Source organism: Micromonospora sp. DT4 (assembly GCF_049841675.1).
Taxonomy (GTDB): Bacteria; Actinomycetota; Actinomycetes; order Mycobacteriales; family Micromonosporaceae; genus Micromonospora.
Genome location: NZ_JBNCKT010000027.1, coordinates 18,322 through 40,180, shown reverse-complemented (window position 1 = coordinate 40,180; position 21,859 = coordinate 18,322). Strand labels below are relative to the sequence as shown.

17 protein-coding genes are annotated in these 21,859 nt (G+C 72.5%); 8 read left to right on the top strand and 9 right to left on the bottom strand.

Annotated features, from left to right (window positions below; genetic code table 11):
• The first annotated feature begins 34 nt into the window (after positions 1-34).
• Positions 35-1,555 (top strand): serine/threonine-protein kinase, encoded by a 1,521-nt coding sequence (locus ACLQ24_RS11055; protein ID WP_425890923.1) that lies wholly within the window; start codon positions 35-37, stop codon positions 1,553-1,555.
• An 18-nt stretch (positions 1,556-1,573) separates the two neighbouring features.
• Here ACLQ24_RS11055 and ACLQ24_RS11050 read toward each other — a convergent pair whose 3' ends face one another.
• The 9 genes from ACLQ24_RS11050 to ACLQ24_RS11010 form a co-directional block, all read right to left on the bottom strand.
• A complete protein-coding gene (locus ACLQ24_RS11050; RefSeq protein WP_425890953.1) occupies positions 1,574-2,629 on the bottom strand; it encodes a glycosyltransferase family 4 protein in 1,056 nt (351 codons plus the stop codon).
• Between the two features lie 141 nt (positions 2,630-2,770).
• Positions 2,771-3,439, bottom strand: coding sequence for a BON domain-containing protein (locus ACLQ24_RS11045; RefSeq protein ID WP_425890921.1), 669 nt, complete (start codon positions 3,437-3,439; stop codon positions 2,771-2,773).
• A gap of 225 nt (positions 3,440-3,664) precedes the next feature.
• Positions 3,665-5,296, bottom strand: a complete 1,632-nt coding sequence (locus ACLQ24_RS11040) for a trypsin-like peptidase domain-containing protein (protein WP_425890920.1) — start codon at positions 5,294-5,296, stop codon at positions 3,665-3,667.
• Positions 5,297-5,358: 62 nt separating this feature from the next.
• Positions 5,359-6,909: a sensor histidine kinase gene (locus ACLQ24_RS11035; protein ID WP_425890918.1), complete on the bottom strand. Its 1,551-nt coding sequence runs from the start codon at positions 6,907-6,909 to the stop codon at positions 5,359-5,361.
• Complete coding sequence (locus tag ACLQ24_RS11030) at positions 6,906-7,607, bottom strand: response regulator transcription factor (RefSeq protein ID WP_425890917.1); 702 nt, start codon at positions 7,605-7,607, stop codon at positions 6,906-6,908. The genes ACLQ24_RS11035 and ACLQ24_RS11030 overlap by 4 nt, the downstream gene beginning before the upstream one ends.
• Positions 7,608-7,681: 74 nt before the next feature.
• Entirely contained in the window at positions 7,682-8,293 is a 612-nt protein-coding gene (locus ACLQ24_RS11025; RefSeq protein ID WP_425890916.1) for a PadR family transcriptional regulator, read from the bottom strand.
• Positions 8,290-9,114 (bottom strand): DUF4097 family beta strand repeat-containing protein, encoded by an 825-nt coding sequence (locus ACLQ24_RS11020; protein WP_425890914.1) that lies wholly within the window; start codon positions 9,112-9,114, stop codon positions 8,290-8,292. The genes ACLQ24_RS11025 and ACLQ24_RS11020 overlap by 4 nt, the downstream gene beginning before the upstream one ends.
• Positions 9,115-9,489: 375 nt before the next feature.
• Positions 9,490-10,422 carry a lysophospholipid acyltransferase family protein gene (locus ACLQ24_RS11015; protein ID WP_425890912.1) on the bottom strand — a complete coding sequence of 311 codons (933 nt, stop codon included), beginning with the start codon at positions 10,420-10,422 and terminating at the stop codon, positions 9,490-9,492.
• Positions 10,419-11,201, bottom strand: a complete 783-nt coding sequence (locus tag ACLQ24_RS11010; protein ID WP_425890910.1) for a GNAT family N-acetyltransferase — start codon at positions 11,199-11,201, stop codon at positions 10,419-10,421. Before ACLQ24_RS11010 ends, ACLQ24_RS11015 begins: the two co-directional genes overlap by 4 nt.
• A 150-nt stretch (positions 11,202-11,351) precedes the next feature.
• Between ACLQ24_RS11010 and ACLQ24_RS11005 the strand changes: the two genes are divergently transcribed.
• The 7 genes from ACLQ24_RS11005 to ACLQ24_RS10975 all read left to right on the top strand — a co-directional run bounded on the left by ACLQ24_RS11005 (position 11,352) and on the right by ACLQ24_RS10975 (position 21,834).
• The gene (locus ACLQ24_RS11005; protein WP_425890909.1) at positions 11,352-11,996 is read left to right on the top strand and encodes a hypothetical protein; all 645 of its coding nucleotides are present in this window, start codon (positions 11,352-11,354) and stop codon (positions 11,994-11,996) included.
• Between the two features lie 140 nt (positions 11,997-12,136).
• Entirely contained in the window at positions 12,137-13,072 is a 936-nt protein-coding gene (locus ACLQ24_RS11000; protein ID WP_425890907.1) for an ABC transporter ATP-binding protein, read from the top strand.
• A complete protein-coding gene (locus tag ACLQ24_RS10995) occupies positions 13,069-13,890 on the top strand; it encodes an ABC transporter permease (RefSeq protein ID WP_425890905.1) in 822 nt (273 codons plus the stop codon). Before ACLQ24_RS11000 ends, ACLQ24_RS10995 begins: the two co-directional genes overlap by 4 nt.
• Before the next feature lie 450 nt (positions 13,891-14,340).
• Positions 14,341-18,084 (top strand): multifunctional oxoglutarate decarboxylase/oxoglutarate dehydrogenase thiamine pyrophosphate-binding subunit/dihydrolipoyllysine-residue succinyltransferase subunit, encoded by a 3,744-nt coding sequence (locus ACLQ24_RS10990; RefSeq protein WP_425890903.1) that lies wholly within the window; start codon positions 14,341-14,343, stop codon positions 18,082-18,084.
• 120 nt (positions 18,085-18,204) lie between these two features.
• A complete protein-coding gene (locus ACLQ24_RS10985; RefSeq protein WP_007464679.1) occupies positions 18,205-18,390 on the top strand; it encodes a DUF6104 family protein in 186 nt (61 codons plus the stop codon).
• A 253-nt stretch (positions 18,391-18,643) separates the two neighbouring features.
• Entirely contained in the window at positions 18,644-20,722 is a 2,079-nt protein-coding gene (gene pta / locus ACLQ24_RS10980) for a phosphate acetyltransferase (protein WP_425890901.1), read from the top strand.
• A complete protein-coding gene (locus ACLQ24_RS10975) occupies positions 20,719-21,834 on the top strand; it encodes an acetate/propionate family kinase (RefSeq protein WP_425890899.1) in 1,116 nt (371 codons plus the stop codon). Before pta ends, ACLQ24_RS10975 begins: the two co-directional genes overlap by 4 nt.
• Positions 21,835-21,859: the final 25 nt, after the last annotated feature.

Sequence of the window (21,859 nt, the reverse complement as noted above, 5' to 3'; positions counted from 1 at the left end):
GATACCGCTCCCACCCCGAGGGCAGGTGCGATCCGTGAAGGCAGCACTGCATCCGGGCCGCTTGCTGGCCCGCAGGTACCGACTCACCGACCAGATCGGCGCCGGCGGCATGTCGGTCATCTGGCGCGCACGGGACGAGGTGCTCGACCGCTTCGTGGCGCTCAAGGTGCTCGCCCCCACGCTGGCCGCCGACGCACGGTTCCGCGACATGGTGCGGGAGGAGGCGCGCGCCGCCGCCCAGTTGGTGCACCCGCACGTGACGTCGGTGCACGACTACGGCGAGACGGTCGACCCGGACGGCTCCATCACCTCGTTCGTCGTGATGGAGTTGCTCAGCGGCGAGGAACTGGAGCTGCGGCTCACCGAGGGGCCACTACCGTGGCCCGAGGCGGTCGAGGCGGGCGCCCAGGTCGCCGACGCGCTGGCCGCCGCACACCGGCTGGGCATCGTGCACCGCGACATCACCCCGGCCAACGTCATGATGACGGCGATGGGGGTGAAGGTCCTCGACTTCGGCATCGCCACCCGGATCGGCGCGCCCGACGAGGACGAGGACGGCGGCACCTTCGGCACCCCGGCGTACGTCGCCCCGGAACGCCTCGACGGCGCACCCGCCCAACCGGCCACCGACGTCTACTCGCTCGGCGTCCTGCTGCACGAGGCGTTGACCGGGCGGGTGCCGTACCCGGCGGACACCTGGGAGCAGCTCAGCGCCGCGCTCGCCGACGGCCCCGCGCCGACGCTGGCCGGCGTGCCGGAGCTGGCCGGCGTGCCGGAGCTGCCCACGGCGGTCGCCCGGATCTGCCTGCGCAGCCTCGCCCGCGACCCGGCGGACCGGCCGACCGCTCGGCAGATCGCCACCGTGCTGCGCGGCCACCTGCTGACGCCCGACCCGCCGACCGCCACGACCGGAGTCCCGGCCCCGACCCTGCCGGCGCCGCTGGCCCCGCCGGCGAGCGGTGCCCCGCCCGCACCCGCGGGCGTCGTGACGACGCTCCGCGCCGACGACGCGACCCGGCCGCCGGCGCCGCCCGGTGACGGTGCCGGCCGGTTGCTCCGACGGCCGGCACTGCTGCTGATCCCCGTGGTCCTGGCCGTCGCCGTGGCGCTCGCCGGCACCGCCCTGCTGCCCGACCAGAAGCCGGATCGTCGGGCCCAGCCCACGGCCGGCCCGACGACGCCCACGCCCAGCGACCCACCGAGCGACCCGCCGGCCACCGAACCGTTCCAACCGGCCCCGGCACCGTCATCGGCACGACCCACCGTCGCCTCCACCCCCGAGCCGGGCACCCTCTCCGAGGCCGCCAACCGGGTCGACGGGCTGGTCGACGCCGGGCTGCGTGACGGTGAGATCCGCAGCGACGTCGGCCTCGACCTGCGCAACTCGCTACGCAACCTGCTCGTCGCCGTCGGGTCCGGCCGGGACGAGCTGGCACCGTCGGTCGCCCGGCTGCGCGAGAAGGTCGCCGTCCGTCTCGGCGAGGGGGCGATCAGCCCGGCGTACGCGCAGCGGCTCGACGCCGCCATCGTCAAGTTGGGCGCGGCACGGGTCTGACTGACCCGGGCGGGGCCGTCAGCGCACCGCGACGGGGGTCGTTCGCCGGACATCGGGCCGACCGAGGGCGAAGCGCTGGTAGACCTCCTCGTAGCCGTACGCCATCCGCTCGACCGAGAAGTTCTCGGCGACGTGCTCCACACAGACCCGCGGGTCCAGCTCCCGCGCGGCACGCAACGCGGCGGGCAGTTCCTCCGGCCCCCGGCACACGAGCCCCGTGCGACCGGGCCGCACCAGTTCCCGAACCGCGCCCCGGTCCAGCGCGACCACCGGCGTGCCGGTCGCCATCGCCTCCAGCATCACCATGCCGAACGGCTCGTCCCACTGGATCGGCATGATCAGGCAGCGGGCGTCGACGAGCATTCGCAGGGTCTCGGCACGGTCGGCGTTGAGGACGACCGTCACGTCCTCGTCGACCAGCGGCGCGACGACCTGCTCGTAGTAGCGCCGCTCGGCTGCCTCGTTGCACTTGCCGGCCAGCAGCAGCGGCAGGCCGGCCTCCCGGCAGGCGCGGATGGCGACGTCCGGGCCCTTGTCGGGGCTGAACCGGGCCAGCCACAGCACCGGTCCCTGGCCGGGCTCGGTCTTACGCGGAAAGCCGCGCAGGTCCAGCGCGTTGTGCACGGTTGCGGCCCAGGGCAGGCCCGTGTTGAGTCCACGCTGGGCGTACGAGATGGCCACCAGGGCGACGTCCTCGCCGGCGTCACCGAGCACGTCGCCGTACTCCCCCACCGGGTTGCCGTGCACGGTCGCCACCGTCGGCACCGACCGGCGGCCGGCCAGCAGCGGGCCGATCGTGGTGTGGTCGTGGATCACGTCGAAGTCGGCCGGTGTGATCAGGCGGTTCACCCGGGCCAGGTGCGCCAGCTCCGGCAGTGACTCGCCGAGCCGCTCGTACTGCACCTCCGGCACGGTGGAGACGAAGCCGCTGGCAGCGGTGCCGTGCCGCTCACCGGCCCCGAACAGCGTCACCGCGTGACCGTGCTCGGTCAACGCGTCCACCAGGCCGGCCACCACCTGCTCCAGGCCGCCATAGCCGGGCGGCGGCACGGACAGCCATGGCGGGACCACCATCGCGATGCGCAACGACCGCTCCGGCGGGCTGTCGGCGGGCGGGTGGTTCACGGCCACGAGTCCTCCCCGTTGGTCCCCCGGTCGGCATGGTTCGCGGCGGGTTCCCCACGCTGCCCCCGGTAAACCGGACAAGACGGACGCTTACCCGCCGACCAGGAGTTGGTCGTGCACGACCCGCACACCCGGCGTCGACCACGCCACCCGCTCCACCTGGTCCCGTTCCCACCACGACCGGACCACCCCGGCGAGGACCAGCGTGTCGCCGTCCACCTCCACCGCCACCCGCTCGGCGCCGAGCGTCCGCGCCAGCGCGCGCTGAACGTCCTGCCGCACCCGCTCGTCCGGCGGTGGCGACGACGGCCGTACCTCGACGAGGTTCGTGATCCCCCGTACGCCGTCCAGCCGGCGCAACTCCCCCTCGGCGGCGCGGCGCTGCCACCCGAACTCGACCTCGCCGCGCAGCATCAACCAGCCGTTGGCCACGCTGACGTCCAACCGCTCGGCGGGCACGAAACTGTCCCACTCAAGGGCACGGGACGCGGCGAGGGCGATATCACCGTCGGTACGCCCCGGGGTCCCCGGAAGCCGTACCTCGATCTCGTCGGCCACCGCGCGCACCCCCCGGACCCGCTGGGCGCAGCGGACGGCCGCCCAACCGCGGGCAGCCCCGTCGACGTAACCGGTGAGGGTGACCACTCCCTGGTCGACGGTCACCCCGATCTCGTTCGGCCGCACCTGCGGGTCCCAGGCCAGCTCGGCCAGGACGTCCCGCTGGATCCGCTGGTCGTCCTCGACATCCAGAGTGCTCATCGGCCCCACCCCCGTACGTTCGCCCGTTCGCCCGTTCGCCCGTTCGCCCGTTCGCCCGCTCGCCCGCTCGCCCGCTCGCCCGCCGAGCCTGCCGGGCGCACGGGTGACGGCGGTTCACCCTCTTCGGGTGAACCGCCGTCCGGGTGGAGGAAGCGGCGGGTGACGGAGCCAACCCCCTTGGCCCCGCCACCCGCCGCCGGAGGGAGGCAGGTTCTGTGGCGTCGGTCAGGACGTCTCGGCGAGCGTCACGGTCACCTTCTTCTCGGCCCCGTTGCGCTTGAACTGCACCTCGACCCGGTCGCCGACCTTGCCGGCCTGCACCGCGCCGACCAGGTCGTCGGAGTCGTTGATCGCCTTGTCGCCGAAGCGGGTGACCACGTCGCCCCGCTGGAGGCCGGCCTTCTCGGCGGCGCTGCCCGCGGTGACCGAGGCGACGAGCGCGCCGCCGCCCTCGGCCTGGTTGACGCCGACCCCGAGCGACGGGTGGCTGACCTTCTCGCCGCGCTGGAGCTTGCCCGCCACGTCCTTGGCCTTGTTGCTGGGGATGGCGAAGCCGACGCCGATGTTGCCGGTGCTCTGCCCGGAGGTGGCGATGGCGGTGTTGACGCCGATCACCTCACCCCGGGTGTTGACCAGGGCGCCACCGGAGTTGCCCGGGTTGATCGGCGCGTCGGTCTGGAGCAGGCCGGAGATCGAGCTGACGGCCTGGCCCTGCTGGTTCGGGTCCTGCTGCTGACCCTCACCAGCCCGGATGGTGCGGTCCCGGGCACTCAGGATGCCGGCGGTCACCGACCCCTGTAGACCGAGCGGGCTGCCCAGAGCCAGGACCTGGTCGCCGACCTGCATGGCGTCGCTGTCGCCGAACGTCGCCGGCTTGAGGTCGCTCACCCCGTTGGCCTTGACCACGGCCAGGTCGGTCTTCGGGTCGGTGCCGACGATCTTCGCCTGCACGTTCCTGCCGTCGGCGAAGACCACCTGCACGGTGTCCCCGCTCGCGGAGGCGACCACGTGGTTGTTGGTGAGCACATACCCGTCGGCAGTGAGCACCACGCCGGAGCCCTCACCGCTGTCGGTGGCGATGGAGACGACGCTGTCCTGGACGGCGGCGGCGATCTTCGGCAGGTCCGCGCTGTTGAGCACCGGCGCCGCCGTGTAGGTGCGGGTGACGCCACCGCCGTCGCCGTCGAGAGCGAGCGCGAGCGCACCACCGGCCACGCCGGAGCCGAGCATCAGGGCGAACACCGCGACACCGGCACCGGCGAACTTGGCGATCCGGCCCGGCCGCGACCCGGAGCCGGGCGGCGTGGCCTGCGGACCCCAGGGCGGCACGGGCTGTCCCGGATGCTGGGCGTACTGGGCGTGCTGGGCGTGCTGCGGGTAGGCCGCGCCCGGCTGGCCCCCGCCGGCCCAGCCGGACTGCTGGCCCGCGTACCAGGGGGCACCGGGGTAGCGACCGTCGGTCGGCTGCGGGTAGCCGTGCTGGCCGGGCATCGGGTGGCCGGAGACCGGGTACGGCGGCGCGGACGCGCCGGCGGCCGGTGGCTCGTACCCGGTGGGCTGCCCGGCGGCCGGCTGGTACCCGGTGGGTTGGGCCGCGGTCGGCGGCTCGTACCCGGTGGGCTGCCCGACGTGCTGGACGGGCGCGGTCGGGGCGTCGGCCACGGCCGGGATCGCGGCCGTCGGCGCGTCGGCCACGGCCGGGGTCGCGGCCGTCGGCGCGTCGGCGTCGGCCGGAACAGGGGTGGTCGGAGAGTCGGACTGCACGCGCTCGTCGCGCGGCAGCTCGGCGGTGGGGTGCGACGGCTCGGCGTCGGTGGGGGCCGGCCGGCGCTGCGGGTCGGACTCGAACTCGGTCATGTCCCTACCTTCTCCCCCGGCACTGCGATCAAGCTGGAACGATCCTGGAAGTTGGCTGAAAGTCACTCGCCGCTCTCCTCGTTCGCCGGCAGCAGAGGCAACCGGACCCGGAAGGTGGCCCCACCGCCGGGCGTCTCGCCCACCTCGACCGAGCCGTGGTGGGCGGACACCAGAGCCGCCACGATGGCCAGGCCGAGCCCGGTGCCGGTGTTGCCGTCGGCGCGTCGGGTCCGGGCCGCGTCGGCCCGGTAGAACCGCTCGAACACCCGCTCCGACTGCTCCGGGGACAGCCCCGGGCCGGTGTCCGCCACCTCGATGACCGCGAGGTTGCCCGTCTCGGCGCGCAGTCGCAGGCGGATCTCGGCCTCCGGCGGGGTGTGGGTGAGGGCGTTGGTGACGAGGTTGCCGATGACCTGACGCAGTCGCGCGTCGTCGGCGAAGACGACGAGTGGACCCGATCCGGGCTCGATGTCCAGGTCGATCCGCCGGTCCGGGGCCATCGCGCGGGCCGCGTGCACCGCGTCGGAGGCGAGCACCGGCAGCTCGACCGGGGCCAGCGAAAGCGGTCGTTCCCGGTCCAGTCGGGCCAGCAGCAGCAGATCCTCCACCAGCAGACCCATCCGGGCCGCCTCGTCCTCGATCCGGCGCAGCAGGCCGGCGATCTGCTCCGGAGCGCGGGCCGCGCCCTGCCGGTACAGCTCGGCGAAGCCACGGATGATGGTCAGCGGGGTCCGCAGCTCGTGCGAGGCGTCCGCGACGAACTGCCGCATCCGCTCCTCGGAGCGCCGGGCCCGCCCCTCGGACGCCTGGGCTGCGGCCGCCGCGTCCCGGGCGCTGCTCTCCGCCGAACGGGCGGCCGTCTCGGACGCCGCCCGGGCGGTGAACGCGGCCTCGATCTGGGTGAGCATCGCGTTCAGGGCGCGGGACAGTCGACCCAGCTCGGAGGTCGGGTGCTCCTGACCCTGCTCGGGGTCGGGCACCCGGCGGGTGAGGTCGCCGCCGGCGATGGCGGCGGCGGTCTGCTCGATCTCGACGAGGGGCTTGAGGCTGGTCCGGACGATCGCCGCGCCGACCGAGGCCAGCATGATCAGCACCGCGCCGCCGACCAGCAGGTCGATCCAGACGAGCTGTTTCACGGCCAGGTCCACGTCGGTGAGGTGCTGACCGATGGCGGCGAGCTGGCCGTTGGGCAGCTCGGTGTAGAGCATCCGCCACCGCACGTGGCTGTCCCGGGCGCGGACGGTGAAGGGCTTACCCTCCAGCTTCTCGAAACCGGCGGCATCGGACGGCCACGACGGCAGGTCGCCGACGTCGAAACGCTTGTCGTCGTAGACGGTGACCCGACCGCCGTTCGGGCTGGCGACCACCACCACGTAGTCGGTCGGGACGCCGAGACGCCCCTGCTGTGCCGTCACCACGGCGCTCTCGATGGTGCGCGCGGAGCCGATCAGCTCATTGTCGACCTGGCCAACCAGGTAGTTACGCAGGAAGAACGTGGTCAGCGAGCTGATCACGAGCAGCGCGGCGGCGACCAGCAGCAGCACCGCGGTCACCAGCTTCACCCGCAGCGGAACGCTACGAACGCGACCCTTCGCCTGCTGGACCGGGTTCACGCCGCCGGCTTGCGCAGCACGTACCCCACGCCGCGGAGGGTGTGGATCAGCCGGGGCTGACCGGTGTCGACCTTGCGGCGCAGATAGGAGATGTAGGACTCGACGATGTTGTCGTCGCCCCGGAAGTCGTAGTTCCAGACGTGGTCGAGGATCTGCGCCTTGGACAGCACCCGGTTGGCGTTGAGCATCAGGTAACGCAGCAGCTTGAACTCGGTCGGCGAGAGCTGCACCCGCTGCCCGGCCCGGTGCACCTCGTGGGTCTCCTCGTCCAGCTCAAGGTCGGCGAAGGTGAGCCGGGACGGGGCCTGCTCGCCGGTGGTGGTGCGTCGCAGCACGGCGCGGATCCGCGCGGTCAGCTCCTCCAGGCTGAACGGCTTGGTGACGTAGTCGTCGCCGCCCAGGGTGAGCCCGCGAATCTTGTCGTCCGTGGCGTCCCGCGCGGTCAGGAAGACCACCGGGGTACGCGTGCCGCCCTCCCGCAGCATCCGGATGACCTCGAAGCCGTCCAGGTCCGGCAGCATCACGTCGAGCACGACGAGGTCGGGCCGGTGGTCCTTGGCGGCGTTCAGGGCAGCGCTGCCGCTGGTCGCGGTGGCCACGTCGAAGCCCGCGAAGCGCAGGCTCGCGGAGAGCAGTTCGAGGATGTTCGGGTCGTCCTCGACGACGAGAAGTCGCGCCTCGGTCTGGGTAGCGGACATGGGCCCAATCATCGGTGAACTCACTGCACCGGCGCTGGACGCTTCCTGGAAAAATCCTGTGAGTCGCCGACCGGTCAGCGCAGCAGCCGGCGCAGCCCGTCCAGGGCGCCGTCGAGCAGCCGGATCGCCGTACGCAGTTGAGTGTCGCTGAACTGTCGCGCCCGCGCCAGACGGCCCACCTCGGCGGTGAACGCGGCCAGCCGCTTGTCGAACTCGTCGAGCAGGGCGGCGCGTGGCGCGTCGTCCGGCGGGGGTCGGTACGGCGACGCGGGCGGTACCCACCGCGCACGTCGGGTCTGGCGGGTGGCCTCGCTCAGCTCCCGCTTGAGGTCACGCGTCGAGCCACGCACCTCGCTGCGGATCTCGCCGGCCAGGGTGGAGAGGTCCGCCACCGAGGCCGCGATGTCCGCCTCCAACGCGGCCAGCTCACCGGCCCGCTGGCGCAGCTCGTCGAGGCCGGCGTCGGTGATGCCGTACGTCTTGCGCCCTCCGGCGGCGGTGTGGGTGACCAGCCCCTCGGCCTCCAGCCGTTGCAGCCGGGGGTAGATGGTGCCGGCGCTGGGCGCGTAGAGCCCGAGGAACCGGTCTTCCAGGAGGCGGATCAGCTCGTAGCCGTGCTTGGGGCCGTCGTCGAGGAGCTTGAGCAGGTAGAGCCGGAGCCGCCCGTGGCTGAACACGGCGGTCACGGCAGCTCCTCGGAATCGGCGTCGACCGCCCGGGCGAGCAGGGCGATGCTGCCCGAGGTGGCGGAGGCCCAGAGTTTACCGTCACCGCTGCCGAGCACCCCCTCGCTGTTCGGCAGCGGGTATGTCGAGCTGCGCACCTGCGCGAAACCGCTGGTGATCCGGCCGGCGGCGGTGTTCAGCCGGACGGAGAGGTCGCTGTCCTCGCGGACCCGGACAGTGATGCTGCCGGAGATCGTGGTGAGCCGGATGTCGCTGCGGCGGGGGTTGTCCAGGTCGCAGGTGATGGCGCCGGAGACGGTCTGCGCCCGGACCCGTTCGGCGGCGCTGTCGGCGAGGACCACCTCCCCGGAGACGGTCTCCAGGGTGAGGTCGCCGCGGACGCCCAGCGCCTCCACCGGCCCCGAGGTGATCTTCGCGGAGGTGGTGCCGCGCAGCCCCATGAGGGTGATCTGACCCGCGGCGACGTCGACCGTGGTCTGCCGGCGCAGCCCGGAGACGACCACCGAGCCGGCGCCCAGTCCCAGGTCGGCGAGGACGTCGGCGGGCGCGGCCACCGAGACGTCCACCCGGGGGAAACGGTGGATCGCCCAGAGCCCGCGCAGGAAGCCCGACCATCCCCACTCGCGCTCCTGGCGGATGCTGAGGCGACCGTCGGAGTGGTCGATCAGGACCGGCCGACGACCGACCTGGGTGATGTCGATCCGGGTCGGCCCGTCGGCGGCGACCACGTTCAGCCGTCCGCTGACGAGGCGGACGTCCAGCCTGGTGACCGGGCCGTCCAAGGTGAGCCGCCGAGGCGTCTCGACCGTCCATCCGGCCATGGCTGTGCTCCTTCCAACGGCGCACCGGGGCGCGCCTCCCGAGGAGACAATAACGCGATACATCGCGATATGACAAGACTGTCGCGAGATGTGGTGCAGCGTCCGCCAAGATCCGCACAGTCTCCCGGATGTGTTGCTGCCTCAGGCGCCCGGGAAGCAGCAAGAACCCTGTCGTTGCGCGGATCTTGACGGGCGTTTCCACCCGCAGGCGGGGTCGCGCGCGGGCGGGTTCGCGCGCGGGCGGGATCGGCGCGCGGGCGGGATCGGCGCGCGGGCGGGATCGGCGCGCCGGTAGGGATCGGCGCGCCGGTAGGGGGCCAGCGCGCAGGCGGGATCGGCGCGCCGGTAGGGGGCCAGCGCGCAGGCGGGATCGGCTCAGGCGGCCAGGTCCAACTCCCGGCCAGGGTGAGGTGTCGACGCCGAGACGGCCGGGGGCAGGGTGGCGACCGGCCGCAGCCGGGTTCGCGTCGGGACGGCCGCCACCAGGTGTACGGCCGATTCGGCGGCCCGGGCCAGCAACCGCCGGTCGGCGTCCTGCCCCGGGTGCAGCGCGGCGGCGATCGTCACCGAGACCACCAGGTGCCGGGCCGCGACCACCCGGGCCACCGAGCGCAGCAGGGTGTCCGCGCCGAGGAAGGCGGCGACAGTGGTGCACGCCCCGGTGTCCGCGCACCGGTACCCGAGCCGCAGCGGCACCACCGGAGCGCCCGCGTCGATGGCCGCCTGGAACATGGCCGGACGGAAGCCGCCCCCGGGGCGACACTCGGCCGCGCCGTCCCCGGCACACCAGGTCGTACCCTCGGGGAAGACCGCGACCGAGCGGCCGGCGCGCAGCGCGTCGGCGAGCCGGCGCACGGTGGCGGGCAGCGCCCGCGGCCGGGACCGGTCCACGAAGACCGTGCCCGCCGCGGCGGCCAGCAGCCCGACCACCGGCCACGACCGGATCTCCCGCTTCGCCACCATCCGGGTGGGCGCGACCGCCAGGACGGCGAGGATGTCCAGCCACGAGACGTGGTTGGCGACCAGCAGCGCGCGCCGCCGGGGCAGCCGCCCCCTGATCACCAGCCGGACGCCGAACGCGCGCACGGTGCCGCGGGCCCAGCCGCGCAGCACGGCCTGCCGCTCGGGCGCCGGCAGCACGGGCAGCAGCAAAGCCACGCCCACCCCGGCCAGCAGCATGCCGCCCGCCGCGACCAGCCGGAGCACCCGACGGGCCACCGGCACGGTGGACACCTCGCCGGCCGTCGGCAGGCAGTCGTCGTCGCAGCCCGACGAGGGTCGCCACAGGTCGTGCGCCACGACGCTCACCGCTCGTCCCCGCCCAGGAAGTGTCGCAGGTAGCGCGGGTTCATCCGGTCCAGGGAGAAGAGCACATAGAAGTCCGCGCACCCGAAGTCGGGGTCGTACGACGGTTCGCCGCAGATCCACGCGCCGAGTCGTAGGTAGCCGCGCAGCAGCGGTGGCACCGCCACGCGAGCAGCCGGCTCGGCGTCGGCGGCAGGGGCGGCCAGGGCTGCGGCCGGCTCGGCGAACCACGGGCGCAGCGGGCGAACCCGCAACGGCGGAGGCGACAGGTGTCGGGCCTGGGCCTGGGCCCACACCCCGGCGACCGTCCGACCGCCGTCGTCGACCGGCACGGAGGCGCAGCCGCCGAGCCAGCGGGAGCCGCGCAGGTGCAGGTAGCGGGTGAGCCCCGCCCACATCAGGTTGATCACCGCACCGGAGCGGTGGTCCGGGTGCACGCAGGACCGGCCCGTCTCGACGAGGTCGTCGCGGAGCGGGTCCAGCGCACCGAGGTCGAACTCGCTCTCGGCGTACCGCCGGTCGGTACGCCCCGGCGGCAGCAGTCGGTACGTGCCGACCACCTGTCCGGTGCTGTCCTCCCGGACGATGAGGTGGTCGCAGTGGGCGTCGAAGGGGTCCACGTCCAGCCCGGCTCCGCCGGGCAGGAGGGTGGCGCCCAACTCGGTGGCGAACACCTCGTGGCGCAGGCGTTGCGCGGCCGCGACCTGGGTGGGGTCGTCGGCGATCAGCAGGGTGTATCCGCTGGTCGTCAGTGGCGTGCCAGCGACATGCAGAACGGCCATGGGATCTGTGTAAGGGCCCTGGGTGCCATCGGTGGGCACCGCTGGTGTCGGACGGATGAACGCCGGCCGGCGGATGCCCGCGAGGTGTGCCCGTGCGAGGCTGCGGGACGGTCGGCGACGATGCCGTCCACGCCCCCACGGAGGTCACCCATGCGCATCGAGTCCCGCTACAACGGGCCCACCGGCTCCGGTAACGGCGGCTGGAGCGCCGGACTCTTCGCCGCCGCGGCGGGGCCGGGCCCGGTCGAGGTGACACTGCGTCGGCCACCGCCGCTGGAGACGGCGCTGACCCTCGTCGACGGCGAGGTTCGGGACCCCGCCGGCGAGCTGGTGGACGAGGTCCGACCGGCGGGTGTCGTGAACGCCGTCGTACCGCCGGTCGACGCCGCGACGGCGGTGGAGGCGGCCACCCGCTACCCCGGGTTCGCGGCGCACCCGTACCCCGGATGTTTCGTCTGTGGTCCGAGCCGGACAGACGGGCTGCGGATCTTCCCCGGGCGGCTGCCGGACGGCCGGACCGCCGCGCCGTTCCGCGCGCCCGGGCAGGTCAGCGACGCCACCGTCTGGGCCGCGCTGGACTGCCCCGGCGGCTGGACGGTGCTCGCGCCGGAGCGCCCGTACCTGCTCGGCCGGATCGCCGCCGTGGTCACCGCCCGGCCGGCGCCCGGCGACGAGTGCGTGGTGACCGGCGCGCTGATCGGCGTCGACGGCCGCAAGGCGCTGGTGCACACCAGCCTGTACGGCCCGGACGGCGCGCTGCTCGGCGCGGCCCGGGCCACCTGGATCGCCCGCTGAGGCCCCCGTCGTCATCCTCGGGAAGGAGCGCGTCCGCCCGGAGTAGGACCACGCCGTAGGTACCCGGCCTGATTGACCTTGTTGCTCCGTACCGTCACGCTGTGCCACGGCGTACCTCGACGCCACACGGGAGGAGAACGATGACTGACGGGCAGCGAAGCCCCACCAGCGACGGTCAGATCGTGGTGTCCGGTCTGACGAAGCAGTACAAGAACGTGCGGGCGGTGAACAACCTGTCCTTCACCGTGGCACCGGGGCGGGTGACCGGCTTCCTCGGCCCGAACGGCGCCGGCAAGACCACCACGCTGCGCATGCTGCTGAACCTGGTCACACCGACCGGGGGTACGGCGACCATCAGCGGTCACCGCTACGCCGACCTGGCCGACCCGCTGCGGCACGTGGGCGCGATCCTGGAGGCGTCCAGCGCGCACAAGGGCCGCACCGGCATCAACCACCTGCGGGTGATCTGCGCGGCGGCCGGTCTGCCCAAGCAGCGGGCCGACGAGGTGCTGGAGCTGGTCGGGCTGACCCCGGCGGCGAAGCGCAAGTTCAAGGGCTACTCGCTGGGCATGAAGCAGCGGCTCGGTATCGCCGCCGCGATGCTCGGTGACCCCCGGGTGCTGATCCTCGACGAGCCGGCCAACGGGTTGGACCCGGAGGGCATCCGGTGGATGCGTGGGTTCCTCAAGAACCTCGCCCACGAGGGCCGTACGGTGCTGGTCTCCAGCCACCTGCTGTCGGAGATGCAGCTGCTCGCCGACGACGTGGTGATCATCGCGGCCGGGCAGCTCGTCCGGCAGGGGCCGGTCGAGCAGGTGCTCGGGTCGATGGCGCAGGGCGCCCAGGTCCGGGTCCGCACCCCGCAGGCCGAGGCGCTGACCACCGCGCTGAAGGCGCAGTCGGCCACGGTCACCACGGACGAGCATGGCGTCCTGCTGGTCTCCGGGGTGGACGCCCCGACGATCGGCCGGGCTGCCCTGGCCGCCGGCGTGGAGCTGCACGAACTGACCACCGAACGGCCCGACCTGGAACGGGTCTTCCTGGAGCTGACGGCCGGAAAGGCGGGCATCCGATGAACCTGGTCCGATCCGAGCTGCTCAAGATCCGTACCACCAACACGTGGTGGATCTTCGCGCTGATCAGCTTGCCGCTGTGGGCGCTCACGCTGCTCATCAACTGGTTGCAGGCCGACGCCCTCACCAGCACCAACCCCGCGGAGGTGGGTGACCAGGCCGCCCAGTTCGAGGCCGCGGCCACTCCCGACGCGCTCTCGTCGAACCTGTTCACCACCGGGCAGTTCTTCGGCCTGCTGATCATCATGTTGCTCGGGATCATCGTGGTGACCAGCGAGTTCTTCCACCAGACGGTCACCACCACGTTCCTCACCCAGCCGCACCGCACCGCGGTGATGATCGCCAAGCTGGTCGCGGCGGGCGTGCTGGCGCTGCTGTTCTGGCTGGTCACCACCGTGCTCAACCTGATCGCCGGGTCGGCGGTGCTGAGCGCGGTCGGGATGGACTCGCAACTGGGCAACGACGCGGCCTGGCGGGCCATCGGGCTGAACCTGCTCGCGTACCTGCTGTGGGCGGTGTTCGGCGTCGGCATCGGCGTGCTGATCCGCAGCCAGATCGGCGCGACCGTGACCGGCATCCTGCTCTACCTGGGCGGCTCGATCGGTGCGGCCGTGGTGATCGCCATCCTGGCCGACCGCTGGGGTGACTGGATCAACAACCTGCAACTGCTGGTGCCGTCGTTGGCCTCCTCGCTGATGGTCACCGGGACGGACATCCCCGGCAACCCGCCGCGCTGGGCCGGCGCGGCGGTGCTGATCGGGTACGCGGTGGTCACCGGCGTGGCCGGCGCCCTGCTGATCCGTCGGCGCGACATCTCCTGACCGACCGGACTCCGGGGTGGCGGCGGCACGGCCGCCACTCCGGAACCGCCGGTCCGTCACCCGCCCGGACAGCCCTGGCCGCCGCTGACGGGTATGCACTGGGTGATCCGCGGGGCCGGCTCCTGGTCGGCAGGGAGGTGCCCGGTAAGCACCGCCATGCTCCTGCCGTAGCACCCCGTGCCCCGTGTTGATCCATGGGCCCGATCCTCGCGGAGGAGGGCCCTCGGACATCCGTAGGGATACTCAGTCCCGCCGTAGCAGCCGACCGCGATCACCGCAGGGGTTGCCGAACTTCTGGCATCTTCTGTGAATCCGGCCACCCGACCGAGGCGGAAATGCCGGGGCGATCCGTACGGCGTAGCCTGGGAGTCGTTCTGTCCGTCCTCCTTGACCGGGCGCGGCGGACACCGCGTGACACACAAACCCGCGTGAAAGAGGCGATTACCGGCCGTGTCGACCCAGCAGACTTCGCAGGAGAACCCACTGGCGGGTTTCGGCCCGAACGAGTGGATCGTCGAGGAGATGTACCAGCGGTACGTCGCCGACCCCACGAGCGTCGATTCGGCCTGGCACGACTTCTTCGCCGACTACCGACCAGCGCCGGGCGCCGCGACACCGCGCGGGGCGGAGAGCGCCGGCAAGCCGGCCGCCGCCCCCGAGCCGGACGGCCAGCCGGAGGCGGCAGCCACGGTGAGCCAGCCGGCCGCCGCGCAGCCGAGTGCCAAGCCGGCGGCGAAGGCACCCGCGCCGACCGCCGCCACCCCGGCCAAGAGCGCCCCGGCGCCGGCCAAGGAGACCCCGGCCAAGCCGGCCGCGAAGGCGCCCGCGCCGAGCTCCGACGGCCCGCAGACCACGCCGCTGCGGGGTGTCGCCGCGAAGATCGTCCAGAACATGGACGCCTCGCTGAGCGTGCCGACCGCGACCAGCGTGCGCGCGGTCCCGGCGAAGCTGCTGGTCGACAACCGCATCGTGATCAACAACCACCTCGCCCGTGGGCGGGGTGGCAAGGTCAGCTTCACCCACCTGGTCGGCTACGCGATGGTTCGCGCGCTGGTCGAGCACCCCGAGATGAACAACTCGTTCGCCGAGGCCAACGGCAAGCCGGCCGTGATCCGCCCGGCGCACGTCAACCTCGGCATCGCCATCGACCTGGCCAAGCCGGACGGCAGCCGCAACCTGGTGGTCCCCTCCATCAAGGGCTGCGAGCAGATGGACTTCCGGCAGTTCTGGCAGGCGTACGAGGACGTGGTCCGGCGGGCGCGGCGCAACGAGCTGACCATGGAGGACTACAGCGGCACCACGATCTCGCTGACCAACCCGGGCGGCATCGGCACCGTGCACTCGATGCCGCGGCTCATGCAGGGGCAGAGCGCGATCATCGGCGTCGGCGCGATGGAGTACCCGGCCCCCTACCAGGGCATGTCCGAGGCCACCCTCGCCGAGCTGGCCGTCAGCAAGATCATCACGCTGACCAGCACGTACGATCACCGGATCATCCAGGGTGCGCAGTCCGGCGAGTTCCTCAAGGTGATGCACCAACTGATCCTGGGCGAGCGCGGCTTCTACGACCAGATCTTCACCTCGCTGCGCATCCCGTACGAGCCGGTGCGCTGGATGCGGGACGTGGCCGTCAACTCCGAGGGTCAGATCAACAAGACCGCCCGGGTGCACGAGCTGATCCACGCGTACCGTGTGCGCGGTCACCTGATGGCCGACACCGACCCGCTCGAGTTCAAGATCCGCAAGCACCCCGACCTGGACGTCCTCCAGCACGGGCTGACCCTGTGGGACCTGGACCGCGAGTTCCCGGTCAACGGCTTCGCCGGCCGGCAGCGGATGAAGCTGCGCGAGATCCTCGGCGTGCTGCGCGACTCGTACTGCCGCCGGGTCGGCATCGAGTACATGCACATCCAGGACCCGGAGGAGCGGCGCTGGATCCAGGAGCGGATCGAGCGCAAGTACGAGAAGCCGTCGGCCGACGAGCAGAAGCACGTGCTCAACCGGCTCAACGCCGCCGAGGCGTTCGAGACCTTCCTCCAGACCAAGTACGTCGGCCAGAAGCGCTTCTCGCTGGAGGGCGGCGAGTCGCTGATCCCGCTGCTCGGTGAGATGTTGGAGTCCTCCGCCGAGAACGGGCTGGACGAGGTCGTCATCGGCATGGCCCACCGGGGCCGGCTCAACGTGCTGGCCAACATCGTCGGCAAGCCGTACGAGAAGATCTTCTCGGAGTTCGAGGGCCACCTGGACCCGCGCTCCACGCAGGGCTCCGGCGACGTGAAGTACCACCTGGGCCAGAACGGCAAGTTCACCACCCCGGACGGCGCGCACGCCGTGAAGGTGTCGGTGGTGGCGAATCCGTCGCACCTGGAGGCCGTCGACCCGGTGCTGGAGGGCATCGTCCGGGCCAAGCAGGACCGGATCGACCTCAAGCTGGAGGGCTACACCGTGCTGCCGCTGGCGGTGCACGGTGACGCCGCGTTCGCCGGGCAGGGTGTGGTCGCCGAGACGCTCAACCTGTCGCAGCTGCGCGGCTACCGCACCGGCGGCACCGTGCACGTGGTGGTCAACAACCAGGTCGGCTTCACCACCGCCCCGGAATACAGCCGGTCCAGCCTCTACAGCACCGACGTGGCCCGGATGATCCAGGCGCCGATCTTCCACGTCAACGGCGACGACCCGGAGGCCGTGGTCCGGGTGGCCCGGCTGGCCTTCGAATACCGGCAGGCGTTCAACAAGGACGTCGTGATCGACATGGTCTGCTACCGCCGGCGCGGCCACAACGAGGGCGACGACCCGTCGATGTCCAACCCTCAGATGTACAAGATCATTGACTCGAAGCGTTCGGTGCGCAAGCTCTACACCGAGGAGCTGATCGGTCGCGGCGACATCACCGTGGAGGACGCCGAGGAGCTGCTGCGCGACTACCAGGCGCAGCTCGAGAAGGTCTTCAAGGCCACCCGGGACGCCGCTGCCGCGCCGCGCCAGCTCAACCGGCCGCGCCGCGAGGAGGAGCCGGAGCCGGCGGTCGACACCGCCACCGACGCCGCCGTCGTCAAGGCGGTCGGCGAGGCGCACATCAACCTGCCGGAGGGCTTCACCCCGCACAAGCGCATCCAGCAGTTGCTCGACCGGCGGGCCAAGATGTCCGTCGAGGGCAACATCGACTGGGGCTTCGGCGAGATCATCGCGTTCGGGGCGCTGCTGCACGACGGCGTCACGGTCCGGCTCGCCGGGCAGGACTCGCGTCGCGGCACCTTCGTCCAGCGGCACGCCTCGGTGGTCGACTCCCGCACCGGCGACGACTACCTGCCGCTGAAGTCGCTCACCGGAGACGGTGAACGCTCCCGGTTCTTCGTCCACGACTCGCTGCTCAGCGAGTACGCGGCGATGGGCTTCGAGTACGGCTACTCGGTGGAGAACGTCAACGCGCTGGTCGCCTGGGAGGCCCAGTTCGGTGACTTCGTCAACGGCGCCCAGTCGGTGATCGACGAGTTCATCTCGTCCGGCGAGGTGAAGTGGGGCCAGCGCTCCGCCGTCACCCTGCTGCTGCCGCACGGTCACGAGGGTCAGGGCCCGGACCACACCTCCGGCCGCCCGGAGCGGTTCCTGCAGATGTGCGCAGAGGACAACATGCGGGTCGCCATCCCGACGACCCCGGCGAACTACTTCCACCTGCTGCGCCGCCAGGCCCTCTCGCCGAAGCGCAAGCCGCTCGTGGTGTTCACGCCCAAGTCGCTGCTGCGGCACAAGCTCTGCGTCTCCCCGGTGGAGGACTTCACCACCGGCACCTTCCAGCCGGTGCTGCGCGACACGGCCGCACCGGCGCCGGAGGAGGTGAAGCGGGTGCTGCTCTGCTCCGGCAAGGTCTACTACGACCTGTTCCAGGCCCGGCAGGAGCGCGGCGTCACCGACACCGCGATCCTCCGGATCGAGCAGCTGTACCCGCTGCCGGTGGAGGAGATCCGCGCCGCTCTGGCGCAGTACCCGAATGCGGAGGACTTCGCCTGGGTGCAGGAGGAGCCGGCCAACCAGGGCGCCTGGTCGTTCGTCGCGCTCAACCTGCTGGAGCACCTCACCGACGTGCGGCTGCGGCGGATCTCCCGCCCGGCCGCGGCGGCCCCGGCGGTCGGCTCGGCCAAGACCCACGAGGTCGAGCAGACCGCGCTCATCGAGGCGGCACTCCCCCGCCCGTGACCTGACCGCACCGCGACAGCCGGGGCAGGGCCGTTCCCACGGTCCTGCCCCGGCTCGCGTCGGTCCATCCGATCACCGAACCGCCCGGCGCGTGCCGGGCCGAGCACGAGGACGTACGCCGTGTACTTCACCGACCGTGGCATCGAGGAACTGGTCGAACGCCGGGGCGACGAGCAGGTGACCCTGGAGTGGCTGGGCGAGCGCCTGCGCGACTTCGTCGACCTCAACCCCGACTTCGAAACCCCCATCGAACGCCTGGCCACCTACCTGGCCCGCCTGGACGACCCCGACGACGAAGACGCCTGAGTCCACGGCCACCCCGTGGCCCTCGGCGGGGACCGGCTTGACGCTGCTGGCGAGGGGTCGGCACCTGTGTCGTGCGTCCTTTGCTCTGCTTCAACGGGCGCAACGGCGCGCGTCCGATATCCGGACACCAGGTGTTGCGCGGGTTGAAGCAGAGCAAAGGAGGACCTGAACACCTCGCCGACCGGCCGGCGAAATGCGCGAACTCGGGTCCCTTCTCAGCCCACGCGGTTCGGCACACTCGCGATCTTCTAGGGTGGGGGCTGTGGCTCGCAGCGTGTATTTGACCAGCGTGGGTTCGGGCGGAGGCAAGTCGACCATCGCCCTCGGACTGGCCGAGTTGTTGTCGCGGCAGGTCGGGCGGATCGGTGTGTTCCGGCCGCTGGTGGCCGACGTCGGGCCCGACCCGATCCTCGCCCTGCTCAGCGAGCGGTACCGGGTCGAGGTGCCGATCGGCGAGCTGGCCGGGGCCACCTACACGGAGGCAGCCGCGCTGGTGGCCGACGGCCGCCGCGAGGAGCTGATCTCCGCGATCGTGGAGCGGTACCGGGCGGTGGAACGGCAGTGCTCGGCGGTCGTCGTCGTCGGTAGCGACTTCGACGAGCCGGGAGACCCGGCGCACCCCCGCGAGCTGGCCTTCAACGCCCGGTTGGCCACGGAGTTCGGCAGCGTCGTGGTGCCGGTGGTGGACGGCTACGAGCAGGAGCCGGCGGCCGTCGCGGCGGCCATGCGCGGGGCGTACCACGATGTGGCCGACCTGGGCGCGACAGTGCTCGCGGTGATCGCCAACCGGGTGCCCGGGCCGATGACGCTGCCGGAGCTGCCGGTGCCCGCGTACGCCATCCCGGAGGTGCCGAGCGTGTCGGCGCCGACGGTGGCCGAGGTGGCGGCGGCGCTCGGCGCCACCCTGCTCGCCGGGGACGACGCCGCGCTCGGCCGGGACGTGCTGGACTTCGTGGTCGGCGCGGCGCACGTGCCGACCCTGTTGGGCCACCTCACCGAGGGGGCGCTGGTGATCACCCCCGGCGACCGGGCCGACCTGCTCGTCGCCGCCAGCGCGGCGCACGTGGCCGGGCAGGTGTCGGTGGCCGGATTGGTGCTCACCCTGGGCGAGCAGCCCGATCCCCGGGTGATGCGGCTGGTGGAGGGTCTGAACACCGGCCTGGCGGTGCTGTCCGTGAGCAGCGACAGCTACGACACGGTCGAGGCGTCCAGCCGGATCGAGGGGCGGCCCAGCGTGGCCAACCCGCGCAAGGTGGAGGCCGCGCTGGGCGCGTTTGAGCGCTGCGTGGACACCGATGACCTGGCCCGCCGGCTACGGGTCAGCCGATCGACGCGGGTCACCCCGCTGATGTTCGAGAACGAGCTGATCGACCGGGCCCGCTCGCAGCGCCGCCACCTGGTGCTCCCCGAGGGCACCGACGAGCGGATCCTGCGGGCGGCGGAGATCCTGCTGCGCCGGGGCGTGGCCGACCTGACGCTGCTCGGCCGTCCCGACGACATCGCCCGCCGTACCCGTGAGCTGGGCATCGACCTCGGCGACGCGCGGCTCGTCGACCCGACCACCAGCGGGTGGCACGACGAGTTCGCCGCCGAGTACGCGCGGTTGCGCGCCCACCGGGGGGTCACCGCCGAGCTGGCGTACGACATCGTGGCCCAGCCCAACTACTTCGGCACGCTCATGGTGGCCACCGGGCACGCCGACGGCATGGTCTCCGGCGCCACGCACACCACCGCCGCCACCATCCGACCCGCCTTCGAGATCATCCGTACCGTCCCGGACGTCTCGGTGGCCTCCAGCGTCTTCTTCATGCTGCTCCGCGACCGGGTCCTGGTCTACGGCGACTGCGCGGTGAACCGCGCCCCGGACGCGGCCCAGCTCGCCGACATCGCGATCTCGTCGGCAGACACCGCCGCACGGTTCGGCATCGAGCCCCGGGTGGCCATGCTGTCGTACTCCACCGGCAGTTCCGGCGCGGGCGCCGACGTGAAAAAAGTCGCCGAGGCCACCGCGATCGTCCGGGAACGCCGGCCCGACCTGCTGGTCGAGGGACCGATCCAGTACGACGCGGCGATCGACCCGGCGGTGGCGGCGACCAAACTGCCGGACAGCCCGGTCGCCGGGCACGCCACGGTCTTCATCTTTCCCGACCTGAACACGGGCAACAACACGTACAAGGCGGTGCAGCGCTCCGCCGGGGCGATCGCCGTCGGCCCGGTGTTGCAGGGCCTGCGCCGGCCGGTGAACGACCTGTCCCGGGGCGCGCTGGTGCCGGACATCGTGAACACGGTGGCGATCACCGCCATCCAGGCTGCCGCCGGGGAGGCGTCATGAGTCGGGTACTGGTGCTCAACTGCGGGTCGTCGTCGGTGAAGTGGCGGCACTACGACGGGGACGACACGCTCGGCCAGGGCACCGTCGAGCGGGTCGGCGAGCCCGGCGGCGGCCCGGCGGACCACGCCGGCGCGGTCCGGCAGATCCTGGACGGGCTGGACCTGGGCGGGCTTACGGCCATCGGGCACCGGGTCGTGCACGGCGGCCGGACGTTCACCGCCCCGATGCTCGTCGACGACGCGGTGCTGGCCGCGATCAAGGACCTGTTCCCGCTCGCCCCGCTGCACAACCCGGCAAACCTGGCCGGCATCGAGGTGGCCCGGGCGGCCCTGCCGGACGTACCGCAGGTCGCCGTCTTCGACACGGCGTTCCACCACACCCTGCCGGAGGCCGCCGCGACCTACGCGATCGACCGGGACACTGCCGAGCGGTACGACATCCGCCGGTACGGCTTCCACGGCACCTCGCACGCGTACGTCTCCCGGCGTACCGCCGAGCTGCTGGGCCGCCCGTACGAGCAGCTCAACACGATCACCCTGCACCTGGGCAACGGGGCGAGCGCCTGCGCAGTCGCCGGTGGCCGCAGCGTCGCCACCTCGATGGGTATGTCGCCCCTCGAAGGGCTGGTCATGGGCACCCGCAGCGGCGACCTCGACCCCACGGTGATCTTCCACCTGTGGCGGGAGGGCGGCCTGTCGGTCGACGAAATCGACGACCTGCTCAACCACCGCAGCGGCCTGCTCGGCCTGACCGGCGCCAACGACATGCGCGAGGTGCTGCAACGCCGGGCCGCCGGGGACCGGGCCGCCGCGCTGGCCTTCGACGTCTACTGCCGGCGAATCACCGGGTACGTCGGGGCGTACTACGCGCTGCTCGGCCACGTCGACGCGATCGCGTTCACCGCCGGGGTGGGCGAGCACGCCGCGCCGGTGCGGTCCGCCGCGCTGGCCGGCCTGGAACGGCTCGGCATCAGCGTGGACGACACCCGCAACGACGGCGAGGGCGACCGGGTGATCTCGCCCGACGGCGCCGAGGTGAGCGTCTGCGTCATCCGCACCGACGAGGAACGGGAGATCGCCCGGCAGACCCGGGACGTGGTCGGGACGACCTGAGGCCGCCCCGACCCGCCCGATCAGC